14 protein-coding genes are annotated in these 21,177 nt (G+C 36.0%); 5 read left to right on the forward strand and 9 right to left on the reverse strand.

The window, feature by feature from the left end:
- Nucleotides 1-61: 61 nt before the first annotated feature.
- The 5 genes from OLM58_RS15545 to gcvT form a co-directional block, all read right to left on the reverse strand.
- Entirely contained in the window at nt 62-2,143 is a 2,082-nt protein-coding gene (locus OLM58_RS15545; RefSeq protein WP_264529654.1) for a hypothetical protein, read from the reverse strand.
- A 1-nt stretch (nt 2,144) separates the two neighbouring features.
- On the reverse strand, nt 2,145-6,872 hold the full coding sequence (locus OLM58_RS15550; protein WP_264529655.1) for a hypothetical protein: 4,728 nt from the start codon (nt 6,870-6,872) through the stop codon (nt 2,145-2,147).
- A gap of 336 nt (nt 6,873-7,208) precedes the next feature.
- On the reverse strand, nt 7,209-7,922 hold the full coding sequence (locus OLM58_RS15555; RefSeq protein ID WP_173967295.1) for a YebC/PmpR family DNA-binding transcriptional regulator: 714 nt from the start codon (nt 7,920-7,922) through the stop codon (nt 7,209-7,211).
- Between the two features lie 137 nt (nt 7,923-8,059).
- Nucleotides 8,060-10,090, reverse strand: coding sequence for a S41 family peptidase (locus tag OLM58_RS15560; RefSeq protein WP_264529656.1), 2,031 nt, complete (start codon nt 10,088-10,090; stop codon nt 8,060-8,062).
- Between the two features lie 237 nt (nt 10,091-10,327).
- Nucleotides 10,328-11,410, reverse strand: coding sequence for a glycine cleavage system aminomethyltransferase GcvT (gcvT, locus tag OLM58_RS15565; protein WP_249964950.1), 1,083 nt, complete (start codon nt 11,408-11,410; stop codon nt 10,328-10,330).
- 420 nt (nt 11,411-11,830) lie between these two features.
- Between gcvT and OLM58_RS15570 the strand changes: the two genes are divergently transcribed.
- The 4 genes from OLM58_RS15570 (at nt 11,831) to OLM58_RS15585 (ending at nt 15,270) form a co-directional block, all read left to right on the forward strand.
- Nucleotides 11,831-12,676, forward strand: a complete 846-nt coding sequence (locus tag OLM58_RS15570) for an NAD(P)H-hydrate dehydratase (protein ID WP_264529657.1) — start codon at nt 11,831-11,833, stop codon at nt 12,674-12,676.
- 189 nt (nt 12,677-12,865) lie between these two features.
- Nucleotides 12,866-13,648 (forward strand): HipA family kinase, encoded by a 783-nt coding sequence (locus OLM58_RS15575; RefSeq protein ID WP_264529658.1) that lies wholly within the window; start codon nt 12,866-12,868, stop codon nt 13,646-13,648.
- The gene (locus OLM58_RS15580) at nt 13,638-14,021 is read left to right on the forward strand and encodes a DUF3037 domain-containing protein (protein ID WP_264529659.1); all 384 of its coding nucleotides are present in this window, start codon (nt 13,638-13,640) and stop codon (nt 14,019-14,021) included. The genes OLM58_RS15575 and OLM58_RS15580 overlap by 11 nt, the downstream gene beginning before the upstream one ends.
- A 343-nt stretch (nt 14,022-14,364) precedes the next feature.
- Nucleotides 14,365-15,270 (forward strand): hypothetical protein, encoded by a 906-nt coding sequence (locus tag OLM58_RS15585; RefSeq protein ID WP_264529660.1) that lies wholly within the window; start codon nt 14,365-14,367, stop codon nt 15,268-15,270.
- Nucleotides 15,271-15,569: 299 nt separating this feature from the next.
- On the opposite strand, the gene OLM58_RS15590 is transcribed toward OLM58_RS15585, so the two are convergent.
- On the reverse strand, nt 15,570-16,682 hold the full coding sequence (locus OLM58_RS15590; RefSeq protein WP_264529661.1) for a polysaccharide lyase family 1 protein: 1,113 nt from the start codon (nt 16,680-16,682) through the stop codon (nt 15,570-15,572).
- Nucleotides 16,683-16,900: 218 nt separating this feature from the next.
- On the opposite strand from OLM58_RS15590, the gene OLM58_RS15595 reads away from it, so the two are divergent.
- Entirely contained in the window at nt 16,901-17,470 is a 570-nt protein-coding gene (locus tag OLM58_RS15595) for a Crp/Fnr family transcriptional regulator (RefSeq protein ID WP_264529662.1), read from the forward strand.
- A gap of 579 nt (nt 17,471-18,049) precedes the next feature.
- Here OLM58_RS15595 and OLM58_RS15600 read toward each other — a convergent pair.
- The 3 genes from OLM58_RS15600 to OLM58_RS15610 form a co-directional block, all read right to left on the reverse strand.
- On the reverse strand, nt 18,050-18,598 hold the full coding sequence (locus OLM58_RS15600) for a HutD family protein (protein WP_264529663.1): 549 nt from the start codon (nt 18,596-18,598) through the stop codon (nt 18,050-18,052).
- Between the two features lie 243 nt (nt 18,599-18,841).
- Entirely contained in the window at nt 18,842-19,348 is a 507-nt protein-coding gene (locus OLM58_RS15605; RefSeq protein WP_264529664.1) for a GNAT family N-acetyltransferase, read from the reverse strand.
- 149 nt (nt 19,349-19,497) lie between these two features.
- Entirely contained in the window at nt 19,498-21,024 is a 1,527-nt protein-coding gene (locus OLM58_RS15610; protein WP_264529665.1) for a S10 family peptidase, read from the reverse strand.
- Nucleotides 21,025-21,177: the final 153 nt, after the last annotated feature.

Here is a 21,177-nt window from a genome sequence, read left to right on the forward strand (position 1 = left end):
TTGTTTTTTAAATTATTTTTGCATTTAGTTAAAACGGTCAGGGACTATCGGTTTTGCGTGCTTAGAACTTTACAGTGAAAAAATCCATTTTTGAGGTTCTTCCATCTTTAAAGGTCGCTCTGATGCCGTATTGATAAGTGGTATTAATGGTGATAGTCGGGTCAGGTAAAAATCGGGTGTTTCCGGTCACAATCTGGATCAGTTGCAACGGATCTTTATCTGAAGCTTTGTAAATTTCAAAACCATCTACTTCATTGTTCGCGTAATCCCATGACAAATCGATAGTATTTGTTGTTTTATTTGGCTGAGCGAAAAAACCTTTCACAGCCGGCATAACAGAATATTTAGGTACAAATAAGGTTAATTCCGGTGAAGGATTAGAAACTAAATTGCTCTCATCTTTCGCAAAAACAGCATATCGGTAAGTACTTCCTTCAACGGCAGTTTTATCCTGAAATTTCTCTTCCTTATTTTTGGTTTCCAAAATCAATGTCCAGTCCTTTTGATCATTTTCTTTTCTGTACAATTGGTGTACAGCCACATCTTCACTCTGACTGTTTACCCATTCGAGAAAAATCGATCCTTCTTTAATCTTAAAACTGGTAAAAACAGGTGAAGTAGGGGGGATTACATCCGGTTTTTTAATAATTAAAACATCTGACATATCAGACATATTGTAATGATAATCTACCGCAATAACTTTATAATATACCTTAGGATTCAAACTTTTAATAAGTACTTTGTCCTGGTAAGAGTTAGGTTCGCTGGGGCTTACAGTCAACTGCGTAAGTTCTTCTTCGGCGGTGTTTCCTCTATAGATACGATATCCTAATAAATCTTTTTCTTTATTAGGGTCCCATGTCAGTTTTACAACACCTAGACTATCTATAACCCCTTTTAATCCAATTGGCTTAGAAGGCGGTATAGAATCTACCGGTTGCACAAGCATAGGAAATGAAGTTCTGTTGCTGCCTTGTTTTCCAAGGGCGGTAATTGTAAAATAGTTGGTAGATAAGAGTTTGTTGTACGTCACCGTACGGTTCTTGGCAGGGATGTTTTTTACCACCGTTTTATAGCCATTATCATCCGTATCAGAACGATTTAATTCAAATCCTGTAATATCATCATCGCCTTCTTTCGGAAATTCCCAGGTTAATGTTACTGTATTTTCATCCTTAAATTCTTTCACCGTAAGATGAGGAACATATTTTAATATTTCAGCACCTTTTCCGGTAATAACCTGTGAATAAGGACCTAATTCACCAAAAGGCGAAATCCCCTGAATTCGGTAGCTGTACGGTTTATTGTTCGCAATAGAATCAACATAGAAAATTTGACTGTTGTTGGTGTTTTCCTGATTTAAACTGGTGTAAGGTTTATCAGTAATTCTTTCGAAAGTTTTTTTATCGGTCGAACGTTCTACAAAATAATTGGCGTAGGTATGCGAAAGTATTTTAAAATTCCAACTTAACATCGCACTGCTGTCCGTAAAATGAGCCGTGAAATCCATTGGTTTTGGAAGAGACTGATAATCCTCTAATCCAACGAATATTCCACCATATGAAATAGTAGCTTCTTTTTCAGGAACATTTGAAATTACGCGATAAGCATATTTTTCGTTAGGCTTAACTGTTTTATCTTCAAGTCCCAGGCCCGCTTTTTTGGCAATTTCATAGTCTCTGTCGGCAGTAAGCAAAGCAAACGTAAACCTTTGTTCGTTCTCTTCTGAAAGGTTTACGATGTTTTCTAATTTATCAGTTCCAGTAACCGAAAAATTTTCTCCATAAATGGCTTGTGCTACAACAGCAGCATTGTCATTTTTCTCAATTAGTTTTTCCCATGTTTCCAGGGGTTCAGGTTTTAATGTACTGGCCAGAACCACTTTTTCAGGAGTTGATAGCGTCTTGTTGTTTCGGGTAACAGTGTAACGCTCTACCGTATATCCGTAAGTGTTCAGTTTCTTCCAGGCCATCGCATTCGTGACAGCCCATCGCAACAAAATTCTGTCTTTTTGCACTCGGGCTATAACTTGTATTTCCGATTTTATTTCATTTGGATTCGCTTCTCCTGCGGTATTTTTCTCTTGTGCATAGTTAGTACCAATTGTAATAAAAGTAAGGAGAATTAAAAATTTAAGCTTCATGCTAATTTGTTTTATTGAATGTAAAAATTGAACTGGTACCAGTTTGTCCGCCAGGCAGAATATAATTTAGTCTGACATTGTAAATACCGTTTTTGATCATTGGAAATCTTCCCGTTATGATGTAGTTGTATTTATTAATCATAGCCTGATTCTGACTGTTCAAATATTTATTAACTACTTTATACTGAATTTTTATAAAATCATCATTATAGTAAAAAGGCTGGTTGTAACGATACGGCAACCTCTCTCTTAAATAAGAACTTTTTGGATTATTTGTTAAATCAAAAAGGTAAGTGGGGATAATTTCTACACCTTTAACCGGAGGATTTCCTAAAAGATTTGTATTTCTGTTTAACGTTAAATCGGCTTCTAAAGGATATCCCTGATAGATCAATGGATAAATATCATTTTTAAAGTAACTGTCGTCTAACACAGCTTCAACACTTATCAATGGAATGTTCATTGATTTAGGAGTACCAGCGATTTCAATCTCATCAAAAGCTTCACTTTCAGTGTTTTCTGCATGCAGGGCATGAGTATTAGGTTCAACAATTTCAGTGTAGACCTTACGAGCTTTCTTAGCGGCCATTTTTTCCTGAAAAGTATTATATTGACTGGTATTGAAATTATACTGCAACAATTCAACACCCTGACCACCCGTAAGAGTTTCACCCAGTTTATTACTTTTAACTTCAACATTGGCATTGGAGCCAAGATCTTGCTTGTCAAAATTTTCATTCAGGTTGGTATTCGCATCTTTTACAGTTTCCAGTGTCATTAAGGATAAACTATATGGTTTTACGTTTTCTAAAACGGGCAAACTAACAATTACCTTTTTTAGATCGGCATTGTAGCTTATAGTGCCATTTGCGGTTTTATTTCCGGTTTTATAGTATGCTTTTTGAGATTGTCCCGCTTTCAGATCAAACAAATAGGCTTGTCCGGTTTTTAATACTATGTAGGCATCTTTACTCTCGTTTTGATAAACATATTTTTGATCAAAAACAGGGTAACTATACGCAATATTATTTACCGGAATATTGTTTGGTGCCACACCCGTAGTAAAAGTTCTCGTTTCAGTTTCCATTGCAACCTGTCCCTGGTCTAAAATTGTTTGCCATGAACCGTTTTTATATTCCTGAAAACTTACTTTTACTGTTAAGGTTAAATCTGATTTTTCAGGTAATATTTCAGATGAATTAAAACTTACTAAATCATTTGTTTTGTTCCAGCTTAAAGTACCAATTACAGGAGCTCCAGCTTTTTTGATGGTGTATTCTTCTAGTTTGAGACGATAGGTTTTAACTCCGTCGTCACCTTCAATATTAAAGTTTTTATCGACAGGCATATTAAATCCAACCTGAGGAATGGTAAAGACATCAACATCTTTTGTTCCTTGAGCAGGTGTGATATCTGCAATAGATTTTAAACCTTCTAAAGGGTTCGCGGATATGAATTCGCACTGTTCTCCAAATTCAAGTTTAAAGCGGAAACTACCTTTCACGGCACCACCAAGAAGGCTGAATTCCCCCGCCATATAGCCTCGAATCCATGCCGGATTAGGTAATTTGGCTTGCAATAAAACGGCACCTCCACCTTTTATAATGGATATTTTCTTTCGTATAAAAAATAATTTAATATTAATTCCAAGTTCTCCCTGCATATAGGCATACGACTGACCGTTGGCATACCAACCGTTTATACCAATTTGTCCGGAACCTTTACATTGTGCTTCTCCATAATCTTTAACCATGATGTCAAACCCAAATCCGGCCTGAAAATTCGCATAAAACATTAAGAAACTTAAATTTCCGGTTTTGATACTAAAATCAGAACCAAAGGCAAATCCTTTTCCTGAAGCAATGCTGTTTTCGTCTCTCATATAATTCAGTTTCGAAACGTCAACCTTTAAAAGCTGTGCAACAATATCAGGTGGTGGGGGACTGCCCGGGATATCATCTCCAAGCATAAAGTAACCGCCGGCTTCTACTTCGACAGATCCAATTGCCAGCTTTATACCCAATCGATCCGTAGGAGTACCTGCTCTGATGTACCATTTGTCCGGTCCAAAGTGCAGAACTGCCCAACCCGCTCTGTTGCCAGAAGCACGGCCTTTTATGAAGCCTCCCGGAGTATCAATGTATAAATCGAATGTACCGTGTAATGTTTTTGCTCTAAAATCGTATTCTATTGCTGCAAAAGCATTGATACCCATCGAGTTTTTTACATCGTTTGGATAAAGCTGTTCCGCAGCAGCCGATAAATTATTTGTTTTAAGTACTTCTGAAGCAACTGCACCCATTAGCGATTCATTTTCAGTAACCGTTTTTAGTGCCTTTGTTATTTCTTCTGCTCCCGGAATTTCAAAGGGCTGCATCACGTGACCTTCACCATAAATACTAATTCTATTAAGACCGCCATGTTTATTAAAAGCAATTTCAAATCCGGCACCTCCCCAAAAAGCATTTGCCGTAGCTGTACCCGCAAACTTAATCATCGCTTTAACTCCTAATCCTGAATCTGCATCAGGTACATAATTCGACTTAGAGGCCACAAAAGAGGAACTAAAGCCGTCTTTCTTCATTTGATAATAGGCACCACCACCAAAACCTTTAAAAGTAATAGCCCCGGCAGGAATATTCAAATTGTCTACCATGGCATCCACATACCAATATCTAAAAGTAGTAGATCCAAAAATAGCATTAGCCTCAACCTTGATACCACCTGTAAAATCGGCCGATACACTTCCTTTGAAGCCGTTTCCATAAACCGGATCATTGTCCATTATGGTGATGCTTCCTTTGAATTTTACACCTCCTAAGTCTGCAGCAACTTTTATTTCTTCGAACTTAAGATGGTCGTATTTCCATTTTTGGATTCCTTTCTCCCTGTCGAATTTTCCAACCACATAAAATTTGGTTTGACCGTTAAATTGATTTTGCATAATATTAATGGCAACATCAACTTTCAGACTTGCTGATACATCTGTAGCGACCAAAGCAATTTCGTTAATGGTAACAGGAAAATTACTTACTGCAGCATCTTTTTCCTGAATGTGTTTGTAACCGAAATAATCTGCCGTCAAATAGGGAACAACAGTTTGCAAGGTTAAATTCTGGAAAATAATTCCCTTAAAATTTATGGCTTCTTTTTTCTCGCCTTCCGCATTAGTTGATCCGGATGATTTAGTTGGCGATGCCGCAAGTTCGGCCGCGGTGGTATTTTTATTACTTCCTTTTAAAGCTAAACTTCCGTAAAGAACTGCTTTTGGTAAAAACTTTCCATCCTTTACCTTTAGTTCCAGATAGGAGTTTTTTTCTAAAGATGCAGTTGCCTTAAAAGCCTGAAAACAGATGTTGTTTGTTACATCAGCCTTAAGGATATATTCGTTGTCTACAGGATTTATGATAGCATTGTAAGCTAATCTTCCTCTCGATTTTGGATCACATTGCGTATTTTCTTCCGAAGAAACCGGCAGAACAATTTCACCATTAAAGGCGGCCGCTGTCAATGAGTTGGCTCTAAACTCCATCTCGATATGGTCTAATGAAAACTGCCAGCCTGCAGCACTTCCTTCTTTAAGACTAAAAACATTATCACCGGAGAATTTACCCGAAACCCCCATTCTGTCAATTAAGAGATTGGCGGCTTCAAATTTAACTCTCTTGTTCTCGTCTCTCTTATTGAACTGCTCCGGTAATACGACTTTCAGGGATTTGACATAAAAACCTCTCCATAATTTTTCGTTACCGGGCACCAGATAATCTTTAACATAATCTGCATCCGGCCATTCGATTTTATCAGAGTTTCTAATATCACTTAAATCGATTACAGCATTGTTAAGCTCAAAAGCAGGGCCTTTGCCCTTATATGATGTCAATTGGAATTTAGGTAATGATATTTCAATCAAAATATCATTCCAATTGGATACTATTGTTTTGAATGAGCCTCTAACACGATTAGGAGCGGGAATAAGTTTGTATTCGTCGTCGACGGGTTCGAGATAGGCTCTTGAAAATTCAACGTCTGCAGTAATTCCAAGTTCCTTAAAACCGTTACAGTCGATTGTTACATAGGTCTTTTTTTCAACAAGTCCGGTAGACATTTCCATGCCTCCTTTTAAAATAAGTAACGAATTCTGACCATTAATGTTAATTGGAACATCGCCCAGTAAAACCAAGTTCGTTGCCCCAACTAATCCGCCTTTGTGTGAAAGTTTAATACCGTTGGCACCAAAAAACAACTCTTTCGGTTTCCCAAGTGAATCATGCTGTGGAATTACGATTTTTACAAAAGCAGTAAGCTCCGTATATTGCGGAGTAAATTTGGCACTGCTGATCCCTAACATGTACTGAATTCCTCCAATGGTTTTCTTTATACCAAGAGGCAGCATCGATAATTTTTTGGGCTCTAATAAATCAGTAAGGTTATCGTTTTTGGCAATCTCCTTAAAAACAGAAATGGCCAGATCACGATCTTTATTGGTTTCCTGCGAAACAGGAAAGTTCTTTTTTAGAAACTCATTGGTGAATTCGCTTTTTGGAGTCTGGTAATAACTAAGCGAATTGTTAAGAAGACCAATTTCGTCTTTGGGAAGATTTTTAGAAATAAAAACTTTCTTTGAATTGGTAATGGTATCGGTGTAAGTATTAGAAAAGCAATTGATGCTAACTAAAAATAAAATAATACATACGATAAAAGGAAATAACTTAAGAGTAGTTTTTTTCAAGTCTTAGTAGGTTTGGTTGGTATTAAGCAATATAGTAGCGTGTTAACGGATCTAAAACAACTTATTTTTGGGTATCAAATAGTGGTCGTTTTTTAACAGAAAAAAATAGTTTATTGAGACTATAATTTCTTTTCATAACATTCGATTTCAGGTACAGAGCCGGAGGACAAAAAGGCTCTTTTTATTTGTATTCATTAAGTATCAAATGTTGGTTTTGTTAAATTTTTGCCAAACATAAACAATCTCTGAATTTATTCTTTACGGCTTTCCACATTATGGCAAAAAAAAACCCCGGATTGCTCAGGAGTTTGATTTATAAAATAAAAATGTAAGTTTTTACTCTTCTTTCATTGTATGGTAAACGTTCATCACGTCATCATCTTCTTCGATTTTTTCGATCAGTTTTTCAACATCTGCGATTTGAGCTTCGGTAAGTTCTTTTGTGATTTGCGGAATACGTTCAAAACCTGAAGATAAGATTTCCAGACCTCTGTTTTCCAGTTCTTTTTGTAAAGCACCAAAGCTTCCAAAAGGAGCATAGATTAAGATTCCGTCCTCGTCTTCAAAAACTTCTTCAGCACCAAAATCAATTAGTTCTAATTCTAATTCTTCGGCATCAATCTCACCTTTTGCAATTCTGAAATTACAAGTATGATCAAACATAAATTCAACAGAACCCTGAGTTCCCATTGTTCCGTTACATTTGTTAAAATAGCTTCTGATGTTCGCTACCGTTCTGTTATTGTTGTCAGATGCTGTTTCAATTAAAATTGCAATTCCGTGAGGAGCATATCCTTCAAACAGAATTTCTTTATAGTTGGCAGTATCTTTATTACTTGCATTTTTTATCGCACGCTCCACATTGTCCTTAGGCATGTTAGCGGCTTTTGCATTTTGTATTACAGCTCTTAATCTAGAATTGGCCTCCGGGTTAGGGCCACCTTCTTTAACAGCCATAACAATATCTTTACCAATTCGGGTAAATGTTTTAGCCATTGCTGACCAACGTTTCATTTTTCTTCCTTTTCTAAATTCGAACGCTCTTCCCATTTCTAATTTTTAGTTTTGTGTGGCAAAAATACGGTTATTCCTTATTTTTCCAAAATCAATTGTATTCTTTTTTTAGTGATTGTTAGGAGTTAGAGGTTAAAAGTGAATGCTGTAAACGGAATACTGAATACCGAAAACTACTTCCACGCATTAAATTCATTAATAACATTTACGGCTTCATTTAGATAAGGATTCGTTTTTAAATTGTCAATCTGGTATTGGTTGATCGTTTTGTCATTTGGGTATACGCCCAGTAGAAACTGATTTACGGTAGAATTATACACATCCAGAGGGTTATTTTCATTGTTAAAAGTATTGATTTCGGTCCAAAGTGAGTTCACTACTTTTTTCTGTTTGAAGACAGCATCTAAAGTCATCGGAATTTCCGCTTTTGGAGTATTGATAAGTTTATCAATTTTTTGATTGATTTCTTTTATGTTATTGAAAAAGTAATTGTCTGCCAATCTTGTTGTACTAGTTTGAGCCAGTTTGTCGATTAAGGCTCTTTTTACGTAAGGCTTAAATTTTAAAGACGGTGTAATACTATCATTTTTAATGGCGGTGGGAAAATTGCTTTCTCGTTGATAAACATTTTCATAGAATTCAGGAAGGATTACATCCGGTTTTACTCCGATATATTGATGGCTTTTACCTGTAACCCTGTAAAATTTGTTAATGGTAATCTTTAAAAAATCAGTATTTTTAGTTTCGTCAAGCGAAAGAATCGTCTGCATGGTCGCTTTCCCAAGCGTAGTACTTCCTAATAATAAAGCGCGGTTATAATCCTGCAGTATAGAAGAAAAGAATTCACTTGCCGAGGCAGTATTGCTATTGACCAGAATGACTATCGGACCTTTATAAATCAAACCTTTATAAGGATCATTGATAATCGATTTTCCCTGATTACGATCTACAACTATAGAAAGTGGTCCGTAGTCAATAAACATTCCGGCTAGTTTTATCGCTTCTTCCATCGATCCGCCACCATTGTCAATCAAATCAATTACTAGTCCCTTTATATTGTCTCTTTCCAGTTTTATAACTTCACGTGCTACATCATCGGCACAGCCTTTGCGACTATTGCCTTCTAAGTCGGCATAAAAACTTGGAATTTTGATGTACCCAATTTTACTTTCTTTTCCAACAATAAAGCTAAAAACAGAATTCTCTTCGTCTTTCATCACCTTTTTTTCGATATAAACATCAAAGCTTTTACCCGAGTTTCGTTTTAAAGTTAACGTGATGCTTTTGTTCGATTCCGATAAAATCAAAGTCGAAATGGATTCCAGCGAAGCACAGGAAACCTGCAAAGTTTCTTTTTGATTGGATATTGAAATGATCTGATCGCCTTTTTTGATCTGACCTGTTTGATAAGCAGGACCATTAGGGTCAACTTCGGCTACAATGATTTCATTCTTTTCATTCAAATTGACAGTCATTCCTAAAGATAAATGTTCTTTAGAGAGTGAAGCAACAAAGCTCGTTTTTGAATCGTCACTAAAATAGGCAGAATGCGGATCAAAGTAGGTACAAAAGAAATTATAGAACTTTTCTTCCTGTTTAACATTTGTCTCTAAAAGCGTATTGATTCTACATATCTCATTGGATAAGATGAGTTTCTTTGTTTTGAGCTCTATCGACGGAAAATTGACTTTAATTGAATCTAAATTGTCACTTAGTTCGGCTATCTCATCCAAAATCTGGTAACGAATTTTTTTAAGCCATACTTTTTCAAGGTTTTCTTTTTTAAGGTAAAAAGGAAATGATTTTTTATAAAATCGGATCGTATCTGTTTTGCTGTAATCAATAGGTTCATTTTGAATTTTTTGAAGAACCTTTTTGGTTCTCAAAAGACTTTCTTTGTATTTGGAAGTAATATCAGCCAAAAAACTGCAATTATTACTAAGAATAAAATCGTCCAGGTTTGTGCGGTATTTCTCTGCCATTTCATCGTACTCCGTTTTAAAAAAAATATTTCGGGAAGGATCTAATTCGTTGATCAGATTATCAAAAACAAAAATCGACAAGCTATCATCAACGGGTTTTGGTCGGATGTGCTCTTCCTGAATAACGGCATTTATCTTATTGACTATTTCGCAGGTGGGATCGCCACTTTGACTAAATAGAATATTTGTGGTTAGAATCAATGCCAGTGCTATTTTTTTCATAAATTGGAATCTTCGTTCAGACTAAAATTACGCTTATTTTTTTATAAAATCTTATTCTTTTCTAAAAATTCTTACATTTAGCTGATTTTTATTTTACAGCGTTTTTTGTCACGAATTCACGAATTTGACAGCCTTTTTTATTTACAATCATTCGTGAATTCGTGGCAGAAAAAAAACTATAAAAAAAATGCATCCACTTGTTAAGCAATGCATTTTTAGAATATTTAGGATTAAATATTATTTCTTATAAAAAGGCAATTTAACCACTTTAGCAGCTACATCATTTTTTCTGATTCTGATAAAGATATCGCTGTCAACAGCACTATTATTTACCGTAACATATCCTAATCCAATACCTTTGTTCATAGAAGGTGACATAGTTCCTGACGTAACTACACCAATCACAGCACCTGAAGCATCTACAATCTCGTAGTCATGTCTTGGTACCGCACGTTCCTGCATTTCAAAAGCAATTAGTTTTCTGGTAACACCTTCTTCTTTTTGTTTTTTCAGATTTTCAGAATTGGTAAAATCTTTAGTAAACTTAGTAATCCAGCCTAATCCGGCCTCTAAAGGTGAAGTAGTATCGTTAATATCATTTCCGTACAAACAGAATCCCATTTCAAGACGTAAAGTATCACGAGCAGCTAATCCGATAGGTTTAATTCCGAAAGCGGCACCTGCTTCGAAAACTTTATTCCAGATAGCTTCAGCATCGGCATTTTTACAGTAAATTTCAAATCCGCCAGAACCGGTATAACCAGTCGCAGAAATAATTACATCGTTGAATCCTGCAAAATCAGCCACCTCAAAATGATAATACGTAATAGCTCCTAAGTCGATAGAAGATAAAGACTGCATAGCTTCAACCGCTTTTGGTCCCTGAATGGCCAATAAAGAATAATCATCAGAAATGTTTTTCATTTCAACACCCAAATCATTGTGCGAAGAAATCCAGTTCCAGTCTTTTTCGATATTTGAAGCATTTACAACCAGTAAATATTCTTCTTCTTTCATTTTATATACAATCAAATCATCTACAATTCCACCTTCGTTGTTTGGCAGACAAGAATATTGTGCTCTTCCGATCGTTAAAGTCGAAGCATCATTTGAAGTTACTTTTTGAATCAAAGCCAAAGCATTTGGACCCGTCAACAAAAATTCTCCCATATGCGAAACGTCAAAAACGCCCACACTGTTTCGAACCGTTTCGTGTTCAGCATTTACGCCCTCATAGGTAATAGGCATATTGTATCCGGCAAAAGGCAGCATTTTCGCTCCCAAACTCTCATGTATGTGCGTAAGCGCAGTATTTTTCATTGTGTTGTTTTATAAAATTGTGTCGCAAATTTATTTAAAAAATATCGAAGATTTATATACTAAATTATTAAAATTCGCAATATTCTTGCCCGATTTATGCATACGCAGCAATATCCCGTAGTTTCAATAGTTTTTTGCGTTTTGGTTTTCTAAGGAATGAAAGAAAGATACTAGCGACAACAGAATCTGATTTTAGGATCTTACAAAGTGTCTGTATCTTTATTTTTTATGTAACTTTAAGAGTCTTTTTAAAATTTATTTTTGAGGTTTATTATCAAAGGATTTTCGAGTGAAACAAGGCAAATTTTTATGGAATAGCAGCGCTATTGTATAAAAAATTAAGGAAGTTGTAGCCAAAAATCATCATAAGAAAGCCAATAAATAAATATTAAACAGGCTCTAAATCATTAAATCTGTCCGATGAAAGATCCATTTCTAATTACAAAAGAGGAAGTTTTAAAATTTCTCAAACCGGTAAATCCTATAACTCATAAGGGACTTCAGGGACATGCGGTTATTGTTGCAGGAAGTTACGGAAAAGTAGGGGCGGCAGTTTTAGCATCAAAATCCTGTTTAAAATCGGGTTGCGGACTAGTAACCGTTTTTGTACCAAAATGCGGTTATCAAATTCTGCAAATCTCGATTCCGGAAGTAATGGTAATAACCGATGAAAACACTAATTTCCTGACCGGTATTCATCTTCCATTATTACCTCAGGCCATCGGAATCGGACCCGGAATAGGAGTGGAGCTGGGTACCCAAAAAGCACTTTTTGAGTTTTTAAGAGTGAACAAATCTCCTTTAGTCTTGGATGCCGATGCTCTGAATATTTTGGCAGAAAATTTAACCTGGCTGGAATTAGTTCCTGAAAATACTATTCTGACACCACATCCAAAAGAACTCGAGCGTTTAATAGGTAAGTGGATTTCAGAATCAGAAAAATTCCAAAAAACGATTGCTTTTTCAGAAAAGTACAAAGTAATCATTGTCATGAAAGGCGCACCAACCTACATCATCATTAAGACTGAGATTTACGAAAACACCACGGGAAATGCGGCTTTAGCCACTGCAGGAAGCGGAGATACCCTCACAGGAATCATTACGGGCTTACTGGCTCAGGGCTACGAACCTAAATACGCAGCAAAACTAGGCGTTTTCCTCCACGGACTTACATCCGATATTGCGTTACCAAAAACAGGGTATGAATCTTTTACAGCTTCTACTATTATTAAGTATTTGGGAAAAGCTTTTTTGAGCTTGGTTTAATTTAACCGCAAAGTTTTACGCAAAGACCCGCAAAGATTTTACACAAAGCCTTACGAACCTTTAAGCTTGTTAAGAATCTTAAAGACAAAACTCTTGCGTACTTTGCGGAAAAAAGTCTAAGCAGTCTAAGCAAGTCTAATATTCTAAAAATCCAAGAATCTAAAAATCTAAATTACTAAGTTTGTATTCATGAAAAATAATTTCGATCTCAGAACAGTAAACGTCATGCGTTATATAACGCCATTGCGCGAGGGAGGTTCTTTACCTGCTTTGGCAGAAGCCGATGACGATTTTAAATACGTCTTAAAATTTAGAGGAGCCGGTCACGGTATAAAAGCTTTGATTGCCGAATTGGTGGGTGGACAAATTGCAAAAGCCTTAAAATTGCAGCTTCCGGAATTAGTTTTCGCCAATCTTGACGAGGCTTTTGGAAGAACGGAAGCTGATGAAGAAATTCAGGATTTATTGCAAGGAAGTCAGGGATTAAATCTGGCGCTCCATTTTTTATCGGGAGCCATCACATTCGATCCTGTTGTAACTACCGTTGATGCTAAGCTGGCTTCACAAATTGTTTGGCTGGATGCTTATATTACCAATGTCGACCGTACTTTTAAAAATACAAATATGCTGATCTGGCATAAAGAATTATGGCTGATTGATCACGGAGCATGTTTGTATTTTCATCATTCCTGGAACAATTGGGAACAGCATGCCAAAAGTCCGTTTGCATTAATTAAAGATCATGTTTTATTGCCGCAAGCTTCGCTTTTAAAGGAAGTAGATGCTGAATTTAGAGCACTTTTATCGCACGAAATATTAGAAGAAATTGTAAATACAATTCCACTGGAATGGCTGCAATGGGAAGATACCGACGAAAAGCCGGAAACCCTGCGAAATGTATATTTACAATTTTTACAGACCCGATTAAATCATTCAGAAATCTTTGTAAACCAGGCGCAAAATGCAAGATAATCACTTATATGAGTATGCTGTGATTCGCGTGGTACCAAGGGTAGAACGCGAAGAGTTTCTGAATATCGGAATCATTTTGTTTTGCAAAAAAAAGAAATTCATAAAAGTTCTCTTTCATCTGAATAAAGAAAGAATACAAGCTCTTTCTGCTGACTTTGACATCGAACAGTTAGAATGTAATTTAACATCATTAGAGAAAATTGTTAATGGAGCTAAAGACGGCGGACCGATCGCTGAATTTGAGATTCCGGAACGTTTTAGATGGCTCACAGCCATTAGAAGTTCTGCAATACAAACATCAAGACCTCATCCGGGCTTATGTCAGGACTTAGAAAGAACAATTCAGAGGTTATTTGAAGAATTGGTTCTTTAGAGGAGGTTCAAAGTTGTAGAGAAGCAAAGGTTCAGAGGTTTTTAGTAACAAAGGGTATTACTGTCTGAGATGTTTAAAAAAAATGCAAAGACGCTAAGCCGTAAATAATATAAAGCTTTGTGAATTAGCGTTTTTACGGGACTAAAAAAAGGTTGAATTCTCTTGATTTTGTGGAAAAACTTTCTTTTGTAAATTTCTATAATTCCAATGCTTGTCATCAGACAGTTTTTTGTAGGGAATTGCTAAAAAGAAAATACCTGTGATTGTTTTTAATTTTTTAAGTTTGCTTCAAAAAAAATTGTCCAAATTAAATTTAAATCCCCTTTGTAAACCTACAAAAAGTATGAAGTTTCAAAAATTACCTTTGTTACCATTGGCCTTAATAGTGCTTTCTCTTTACTCCTGTACATCAGAAGATTCCCCAACATCAGGTGAAATAACAGATCCTGTTGTAATTAATCCGGCAGAACAAAAATTAGTTTCAATTGCTTATCCCTCAAGTAGTAATCTGGCTTATATGATGGACAAACAGGAGTTTAAATATGATAATTCTAAACGTATTAATATCATTGGGAGCTATTTATCTGTTTCTTATGTTGGTGACGATTTGATTGAAACCAAAACATTAGGAGATAATGTCTCTAATGCTGACATTGAAAACAAAACCTCGATAGTGTTAAAGAATAAAAATGTTGCCACTATTATTTCTAACACAGTTTTTAAAAGAACTACCGGAGAAACTTACAGTATCGAAAGAGATTCAACTGTTTATAGCTATGCGAATGAATACATCTCTAAGATTTTAAGCTATCATAAGAAATTTGTTGATGGGGATGGAAAGTATCGTTTACAAAGACAATTGGATTTCCAGGTTACAGCAGGAAATATTACACAAGTTAAAGTTGCTGAATATGGTGAAATAGTCGTTAGTAATTATACTTATGATAGTACACCAAATATTTTAATGGGAGATATTGCATATGAAACGCCACTATCTTTAATTAGAGGGCATAACATTTTATTACATGATAAATTAGGAAAAAGAAATGTAAATAATGTTGTTTCAATGGAAAATGTATTTAAAGAAACACCTTTTCAAAAATCTTATAAAACTGTAAATTACAGAAGAAACGTAGATAAATACGGAAGAATTAGCGAAATTGTATTATCCGGAAGTTGTGTAACCAGCAATCCACTCAATACGGCTACCAATTTTACAGATGAAAAAGTAATCTTCGAATACAAATAAAAAATCTCGCAAAGTTGCAGAGATGCAAAGGTTCAGAGGTTTAAAGCGACGAGAGTTAGCTTAATCATAAAGTTCACAAAGATTTAATACAAAGCTTTGTGAACTTTTATATTTCGTAAAATTTTCAACAGATTAAAATCATTGTAGTTTTTGCGTCAAAACCAGAAACCAGAAACCTGAAACTTGAAACTTGAAACTTGAAACCTGAAACAGAAGAAACTTGAAAAAAACCACGAACTACAAAACTGTAATCCGTGGTTTCAAAATAAAACTAACTTGTATTTTTTAACTGTAACGGATTAAAACGATCCGCAGATATTGCCGCCTAAAGTTGCTCCTGCATTGGCAGAGATATCAGCTTTAACAGCAGTTTTGTTCAGTTTTACGATCGAATAGGGTGGAGTAAACGCAGTACCGCTTCCGGCCTGATTTCCGGTTGTATTGGTGAAAACATTGTCCGTTGCTGTAACAGCCGTAAAACCGCTCATTAGATCGATAGGAGTTTTTACACCTTCAAAAACGTTGCTTTCTACATTAAGATTAGCTTCAAAACCTGCCGCAATACATTTATTACTTACCGTACTGTTAAAGAAGTTGTTTACCAGATGTACTTTTCCAAAACGCACTCTAGGCATTCTTTCTTTGCAGCCGGGAGCCCACCAGCAGCGAGCGAAAGTGATTCTTAATTTTCCACGATCGGCAGTTGCACCATCACTGGAACCAATTAAATTAGAATACCTGTGATCGTCAGAACCTCCGGGACCTCCGGCTTTAGGAGCTTTTAAATAACCAAATTTTGTATACGAAACCGTAACAAAATCTGATTTGTTTTTGATGTCGAAGTTTCCGTCAACCCCATCTCTGAATTCACAATGGTCTACCCATACATTCTGACAATCATCTAAAATAGCATTGTCCCACCCATCTGTGTCATAAGCACCCGGACCTTCAAAAATAAGATTTCTGATAATCAGATTGGTACATCTTTTAATGTTGATGATTCCCGAACCGTCTTTTGTTTGGTTGGTCGATACCAGTTTTGCACCATTTGCACCGTAAATCGTTTTGCCACTTTGATCCTGCAGTGATAATCTTGTAGTAACCGTAATTGTACCGCTAACTTTAATCACTTTTACAGCACTGTTTTCAATTGCGGTTTTGAGTTGCTCATAATTGGTTACTACTTGTTCTGCTGATGAACCTCCACCGGTTGTTCCTCCGTTTTGAGAAGCCCATCCTGGAACCTGAGCGCAGTTTCCAATTTTTGCTGTTAGATTACCGGAAGGTGCTGGAGAGGTCTCGATAGTGGCATTTTCGCTACTTTGCAGTGTAGCAATTTCTTCGGTATTACAGGCTGCAAAACCGAAAATCAATGTTAACAGGAACACTGAGATTGTTGATTTAAATTTCATAATAATTAAGTTTGGTTAAATAGTTAATAGTGCAAATCTGCTTATAATTAGGATGAAAAAAGTTGAACAAGTTCAATGTTTTGAAAATAATTTACTGTTAAATGTGTTTTTAATAACCGTTACATTACAAAAAAGTATATTTTTGTGTAATCGATTGCATTATTTTTCATTCATTCACCTACTTACGCCCCTGAGTAAGAATAAAAAGTAAATATCACATGTACAAAGACCTACGATTAAGTATCGAGCGAAAGATTCCGTTAACAGATGAGGAATGGAATTTTGTAGTTGAAAAAGTAAAGTTTATTAAACTTAAGAAAAATGAATTTCTTCAAATTCAGGATTCAAAGAGTTCTTATGAAGGTTTTATTTTGAAAGGTACTTTTAAAACCTATATTTTAAATGACAATGGTACTGAAAGTGTCATTTTCTTCTCTTTCGAAAATGAGTGGATTTGTGACCTCGAAAGCTTCTATCATCAAAAGCCTACGACTTATAATATCAAAGCAATAGAAGAAAGTGAGATCCTGGTGATCAGTAAAAAAAACAAAGCACTTTTGTTCGAACAAGTCCCAAAACTGATTCAGTTTCATATTATAATGGTGGAAAAAGCCAATATTGCCATTCAGCAAAGACTTCTTGATGTCCTGAACAAAACTTCTAAGCAAAGGTATTTGGAGTTTATAAAGCGCTATTCACACAAAGCAAATAAAATCAATAACCGGAATTTATCCTCTTATTTGGGAGTCTCGCACGAGTTTCTATCGAAGATTAAAAGAAGTTGTTAAGATTCTAGGAGGCTGAGTTTTTTTAGTAGTATGCTTTGATAAATAGAAGAAAGAAGCAAGAACAAAGAAGTATAAACTTTGCTTCTTCGCGCCTTTGCGAGCATATGCCGTACCAGCTAAAAAAACTTTGCGAATCTTTGCGTGACCCTTCGCGAACGTTGCGGTTAGATTCATTCCGGGATTAAAAATCCAATACTCCAAAGAGACATTTATTAGAAAAGTGAACTGTGATATCTGCCTTTTCCGGATTTTCAATGACGATTAAATCATAAGGTTTTAAATCGTACGTCTTCTCATCAATTTGAATAACGGTTGTATCTAAAGAAAATAAAAGTACGATTTGAGCATTACAATTTTGACTAGCAGCTGTTATTTTCAGTTGGTGATGGGATATTAAGGTTCTAAAAGGCTAAGGGGCTGAGTTTTTTAGTAGTGTGACTTTGAAAAATAGAAGCAAGAACAAAGAAGTATAAATTTTGCATCTTCGCGTCTTTACGAGCATATGCCGTACCAGCTAAAAAAACTTTGCGAATCTTTGCGTGACCCTTCGCGAACGTTGTGGTTAGATTCATTCCTGAATTAAAAATCCAATACTCCAAAGAGGCATTTATTAGAAAAGAGAACTGTGATATCTGCCTTTTCCGGATTTTCAATGACGATTAAATCATAAGGTTTTAAATCGTACGTCTTCTCATCAATTTGAATAACGGTTGTATCTAAAGAAAATAAAAGTACGATTTGAGCATTACAATTTTGACTAGCAGCTGTTATTTTCAGTTGGTGATGGGATATTTTTTTAGAGACCATCCAATTAAAATCGATGCCTTTTGTATAAGAAGTTACGTCATCATCTGAGTTAAATTCCATGATTTCATATTGCCCGTATACCTTTTTCTCTTGGTTTATTTCAATATTCAGGTCGTTATCAAGCATAACCAGATATCGGTGATAACCTTTAAATTGGGTAAATACCGATGGTTCTTGCTCTATGGTTGCACTGCTTATTCTGAATGCAAAATCTCTATCTGCATAGTTTGCTGTTTTAGGATAAATCAGATATTCATACGTTAATCCACCACTCCAAACAGCGGCATTACAATTTTCTTTAGGTAAAAGGTGTAGGATCATTTTTTTGTGATTGGAGGTTCAGAGGTTCAGAGGTTCAAAGGTTTTTCTGAGGTACTAAGGCTCTAAGGTGCTGAGTTGCTAAGTTTTTTATCATCTTAAAAAATAATTTCGCAAAATCAAAGAAAGTAAAAACTAAAACTTTGCGTCTTAGCGACTTTGCGAGATTAAAAAGAAACCTTTGCGAATCTTTGCGGTGAAACATGAAACTTGAAACCTGAAACTTGAAACTTGAAACAAATAAAACTAAATAATCTTTTCTAAGTAAATAAACTCCAAAGGCTTTTTAGAAATGGTAACACGAATTTCGTTTTCGGGATAAGCTTCTCTTTCTCCTGTATCAACGTAGCCGTGACGTTTGTACCAGGCAACAAGCTCCTCCCGAACCGAGATCACCGTCATAATAATGCTGGATAATCCCAAAGCTTTTGCATGATTTTCGGCTTCAGCCAGCATCTTTTTCCCTATGCCGCTATTTTGCAGTTCCGGTGAAACGGTTAACATTCCGAGATACAATTGCTGTCCTTTCTCAACTAATAAAACCGAACCGATAATGGTATCATTTTCGGTGTATTTCAAAAGAGTGTTTTTTGGATCCAGAAAAATTTCGGTCATTTCTTGCTCGTCAGTTCTTTTCCCTTTTAATAAATTGGCTTCGGTTGTCCAGCCTTTTTTGGAGGTTTCCCCTCTGTAGGCTGAATTGATTAAAGTAGTTAACACCGGAATGTCCTCTAAGGAAGCTTTTGTAATCATGAATTATTGTAGTTGTAATTTTTTCACGCAGATTTAACTGTTTTCTAAGACTATTATAAAATAATCTAAGTAGTCTGCTAAATCTGCGAGAGAAATTTTATTTCTATGTGTTAAATCAATTTTTGTTCATTAAACCCAAGAGGTTCGATTTAGTATTTTGCAGGTTCTCCTGCTTTAGGTAATGATTGTTTAATGAAGGTTCTGATGTCTTCGTTGGCAGCTTCAAGATCAGCTTTTCTTAAATACATCATGTGACCGCTTCTGTAACCTTTCCATGACATTCTATCGGTTAGTTTTCCACTTGGATCCATTTGCCATAAATCGTACTTTGAATTAAAGTAATCACAGGCACCATCATAATATCCGGATTGTACCATGACATGTAAATACGGATTTTGAGCCATAGCTTGTCTCAGGTTTTCCCCAGTTTTATCATTCGATCTGTCCCAAGGATGTACAGAACCAAACATATTGTATTTAAAGTCTGTTTTGTAATTCAAATTGTTGCGCAGGTACATATTGATGGCAGGCGTAAACGAATGCAGCCAGGAAGTAAGTTCGGCATTAAAATCAGGGCTTTCACCTGAATCTTTGCGATCAATCCCTTTGTATCTGGAATCAAGTCTTCCTACCGTATAGCCCTTATCTCTTAACAGTTCTTTCCAAAAATAATCATAAGGAAGGTCTAAATTGTTTTGCTGGATCACTTTCTCCGGAATACCGGAATAACGGGCTATTTTAGCGCCAATTTCTTTTCTTTTTTGTTCATCCAAAGAGCCTCCTTTGGTCAATGCAGGAAGAAGTTCGTTTACGGTAAAATCTTCCACTTCGGGCAACATGTCTGTCAAATCTTTGTTTTGCAGATCAGGAGGAAGCATTTTGTGGTACCAGGCAGTAGCAGCAAAATAAGGCAATTTAAGAGCGGCATCAGAAACTACGCCACGTGTTATTCCTAATTCAGTTGGAGAAACCAAAATCACTCCGTTAAGATACATCCATTGGCTGTTTTGCAGTTGAAGCGCTAATCCCGAAACACGGGTAGTACCATAACTTTCACCAATTAGATATTTAGGGGAAGCCCAGCGATTGGTACGGGTTACAAAACCATTGATCCAGTCGGCGAGGTATTTAATGTCGGCATTTACGCCAAAGAATTTTGTAGTAGGAATGTCTTTGCTTGTAGGTCTGGAATAAGCGGTATTGACAGGGTTTACAAAGACGATATCGGCAACATCCAGAATAGAATACGGATTTTCTTTTATTCCGTAAGGCTGTACAGGATATCCTTCATCATCAATGTTTAAGAGACTCGGTCCTGTGTAAGCAATCTGCATCCAAACCGAAGCAGAGCCCGGACCACCGTTAAAGGAAATAACTAACGGACGCGAAGCCTGATCTTTTACGTCAGAACGCTCATAATACGTATAGAACAATCCCGCAATGGCTTTTCCCTCTTCGTCCCAAACCGGCATCGTACCTGTGGTGGCTTTATAAGGAACTTTTTGTCCTTTTATGGTAACGGAGTGATTGGTGATGACACTAGCATCCGGATTAAAAGTAAGATTAGAAGGCGAATTTTCTTCTTTTGCAGGGGCTTGGGGAGCTTTTGGTTTTGATTCCTGAGCAGATGAAATTAAGGATCCGGCTAAAAGGAATACAAGTAATGTTTTTCTCATAAAAATAGGGTGTTAATAGAAATTAATGCTCTAAACAGGTGGCTGTATTTAGAATTTTTAAAGATATAAAAATAATCATAAGTGAGGATTTTTAATCTCTAAGAGAAGGGAAGTAATTTTATGAAGGTCTACATAGGGTAGGGATGCCCATGA

Origin of the sequence: Flavobacterium sp. N502540 (assembly GCF_025947365.1) — a bacterium.
In the GTDB taxonomy this organism is placed as follows: Bacteria; Bacteroidota; Bacteroidia; order Flavobacteriales; family Flavobacteriaceae; genus Flavobacterium.

Bases quoted from the DNA above. Each gene is read 5' to 3' on its own strand.
- OLM58_RS15545 (WP_264529654.1), bottom strand. From the start codon at position 2,143: ATGAAGCTTAAATTTTTAATTCTCCTTACTTTTATTACAATTGGTACT.
- OLM58_RS15555 (WP_173967295.1), bottom strand. From the start codon at position 7,922: ATGGGAAGAGCGTTCGAATTTAGAAAAGGAAGAAAAATGAAACGTTGG.
- OLM58_RS15560 (WP_264529656.1), bottom strand. From the start codon at position 10,090: ATGAAAAAAATAGCACTGGCATTGATTCTAACCACAAATATTCTATTT.
- gcvT (WP_249964950.1), bottom strand. From the start codon at position 11,410: ATGAAAAATACTGCGCTTACGCACATACATGAGAGTTTGGGAGCGAAA.
- OLM58_RS15570 (WP_264529657.1), top strand. From the start codon at position 11,831: ATGAAAGATCCATTTCTAATTACAAAAGAGGAAGTTTTAAAATTTCTC.
- OLM58_RS15575 (WP_264529658.1), top strand. From the start codon at position 12,866: ATGAAAAATAATTTCGATCTCAGAACAGTAAACGTCATGCGTTATATA.
- OLM58_RS15580 (WP_264529659.1), top strand. From the start codon at position 13,638: ATGCAAGATAATCACTTATATGAGTATGCTGTGATTCGCGTGGTACCA.
- OLM58_RS15585 (WP_264529660.1), top strand. From the start codon at position 14,365: ATGAAGTTTCAAAAATTACCTTTGTTACCATTGGCCTTAATAGTGCTT.
- OLM58_RS15590 (WP_264529661.1), bottom strand. From the start codon at position 16,682: ATGAAATTTAAATCAACAATCTCAGTGTTCCTGTTAACATTGATTTTC.
- OLM58_RS15595 (WP_264529662.1), top strand. From the start codon at position 16,901: ATGTACAAAGACCTACGATTAAGTATCGAGCGAAAGATTCCGTTAACA.
- OLM58_RS15600 (WP_264529663.1), bottom strand. From the start codon at position 18,598: ATGATCCTACACCTTTTACCTAAAGAAAATTGTAATGCCGCTGTTTGG.
- OLM58_RS15605 (WP_264529664.1), bottom strand. From the start codon at position 19,348: ATGATTACAAAAGCTTCCTTAGAGGACATTCCGGTGTTAACTACTTTA.
- OLM58_RS15610 (WP_264529665.1), bottom strand. From the start codon at position 21,024: ATGAGAAAAACATTACTTGTATTCCTTTTAGCCGGATCCTTAATTTCA.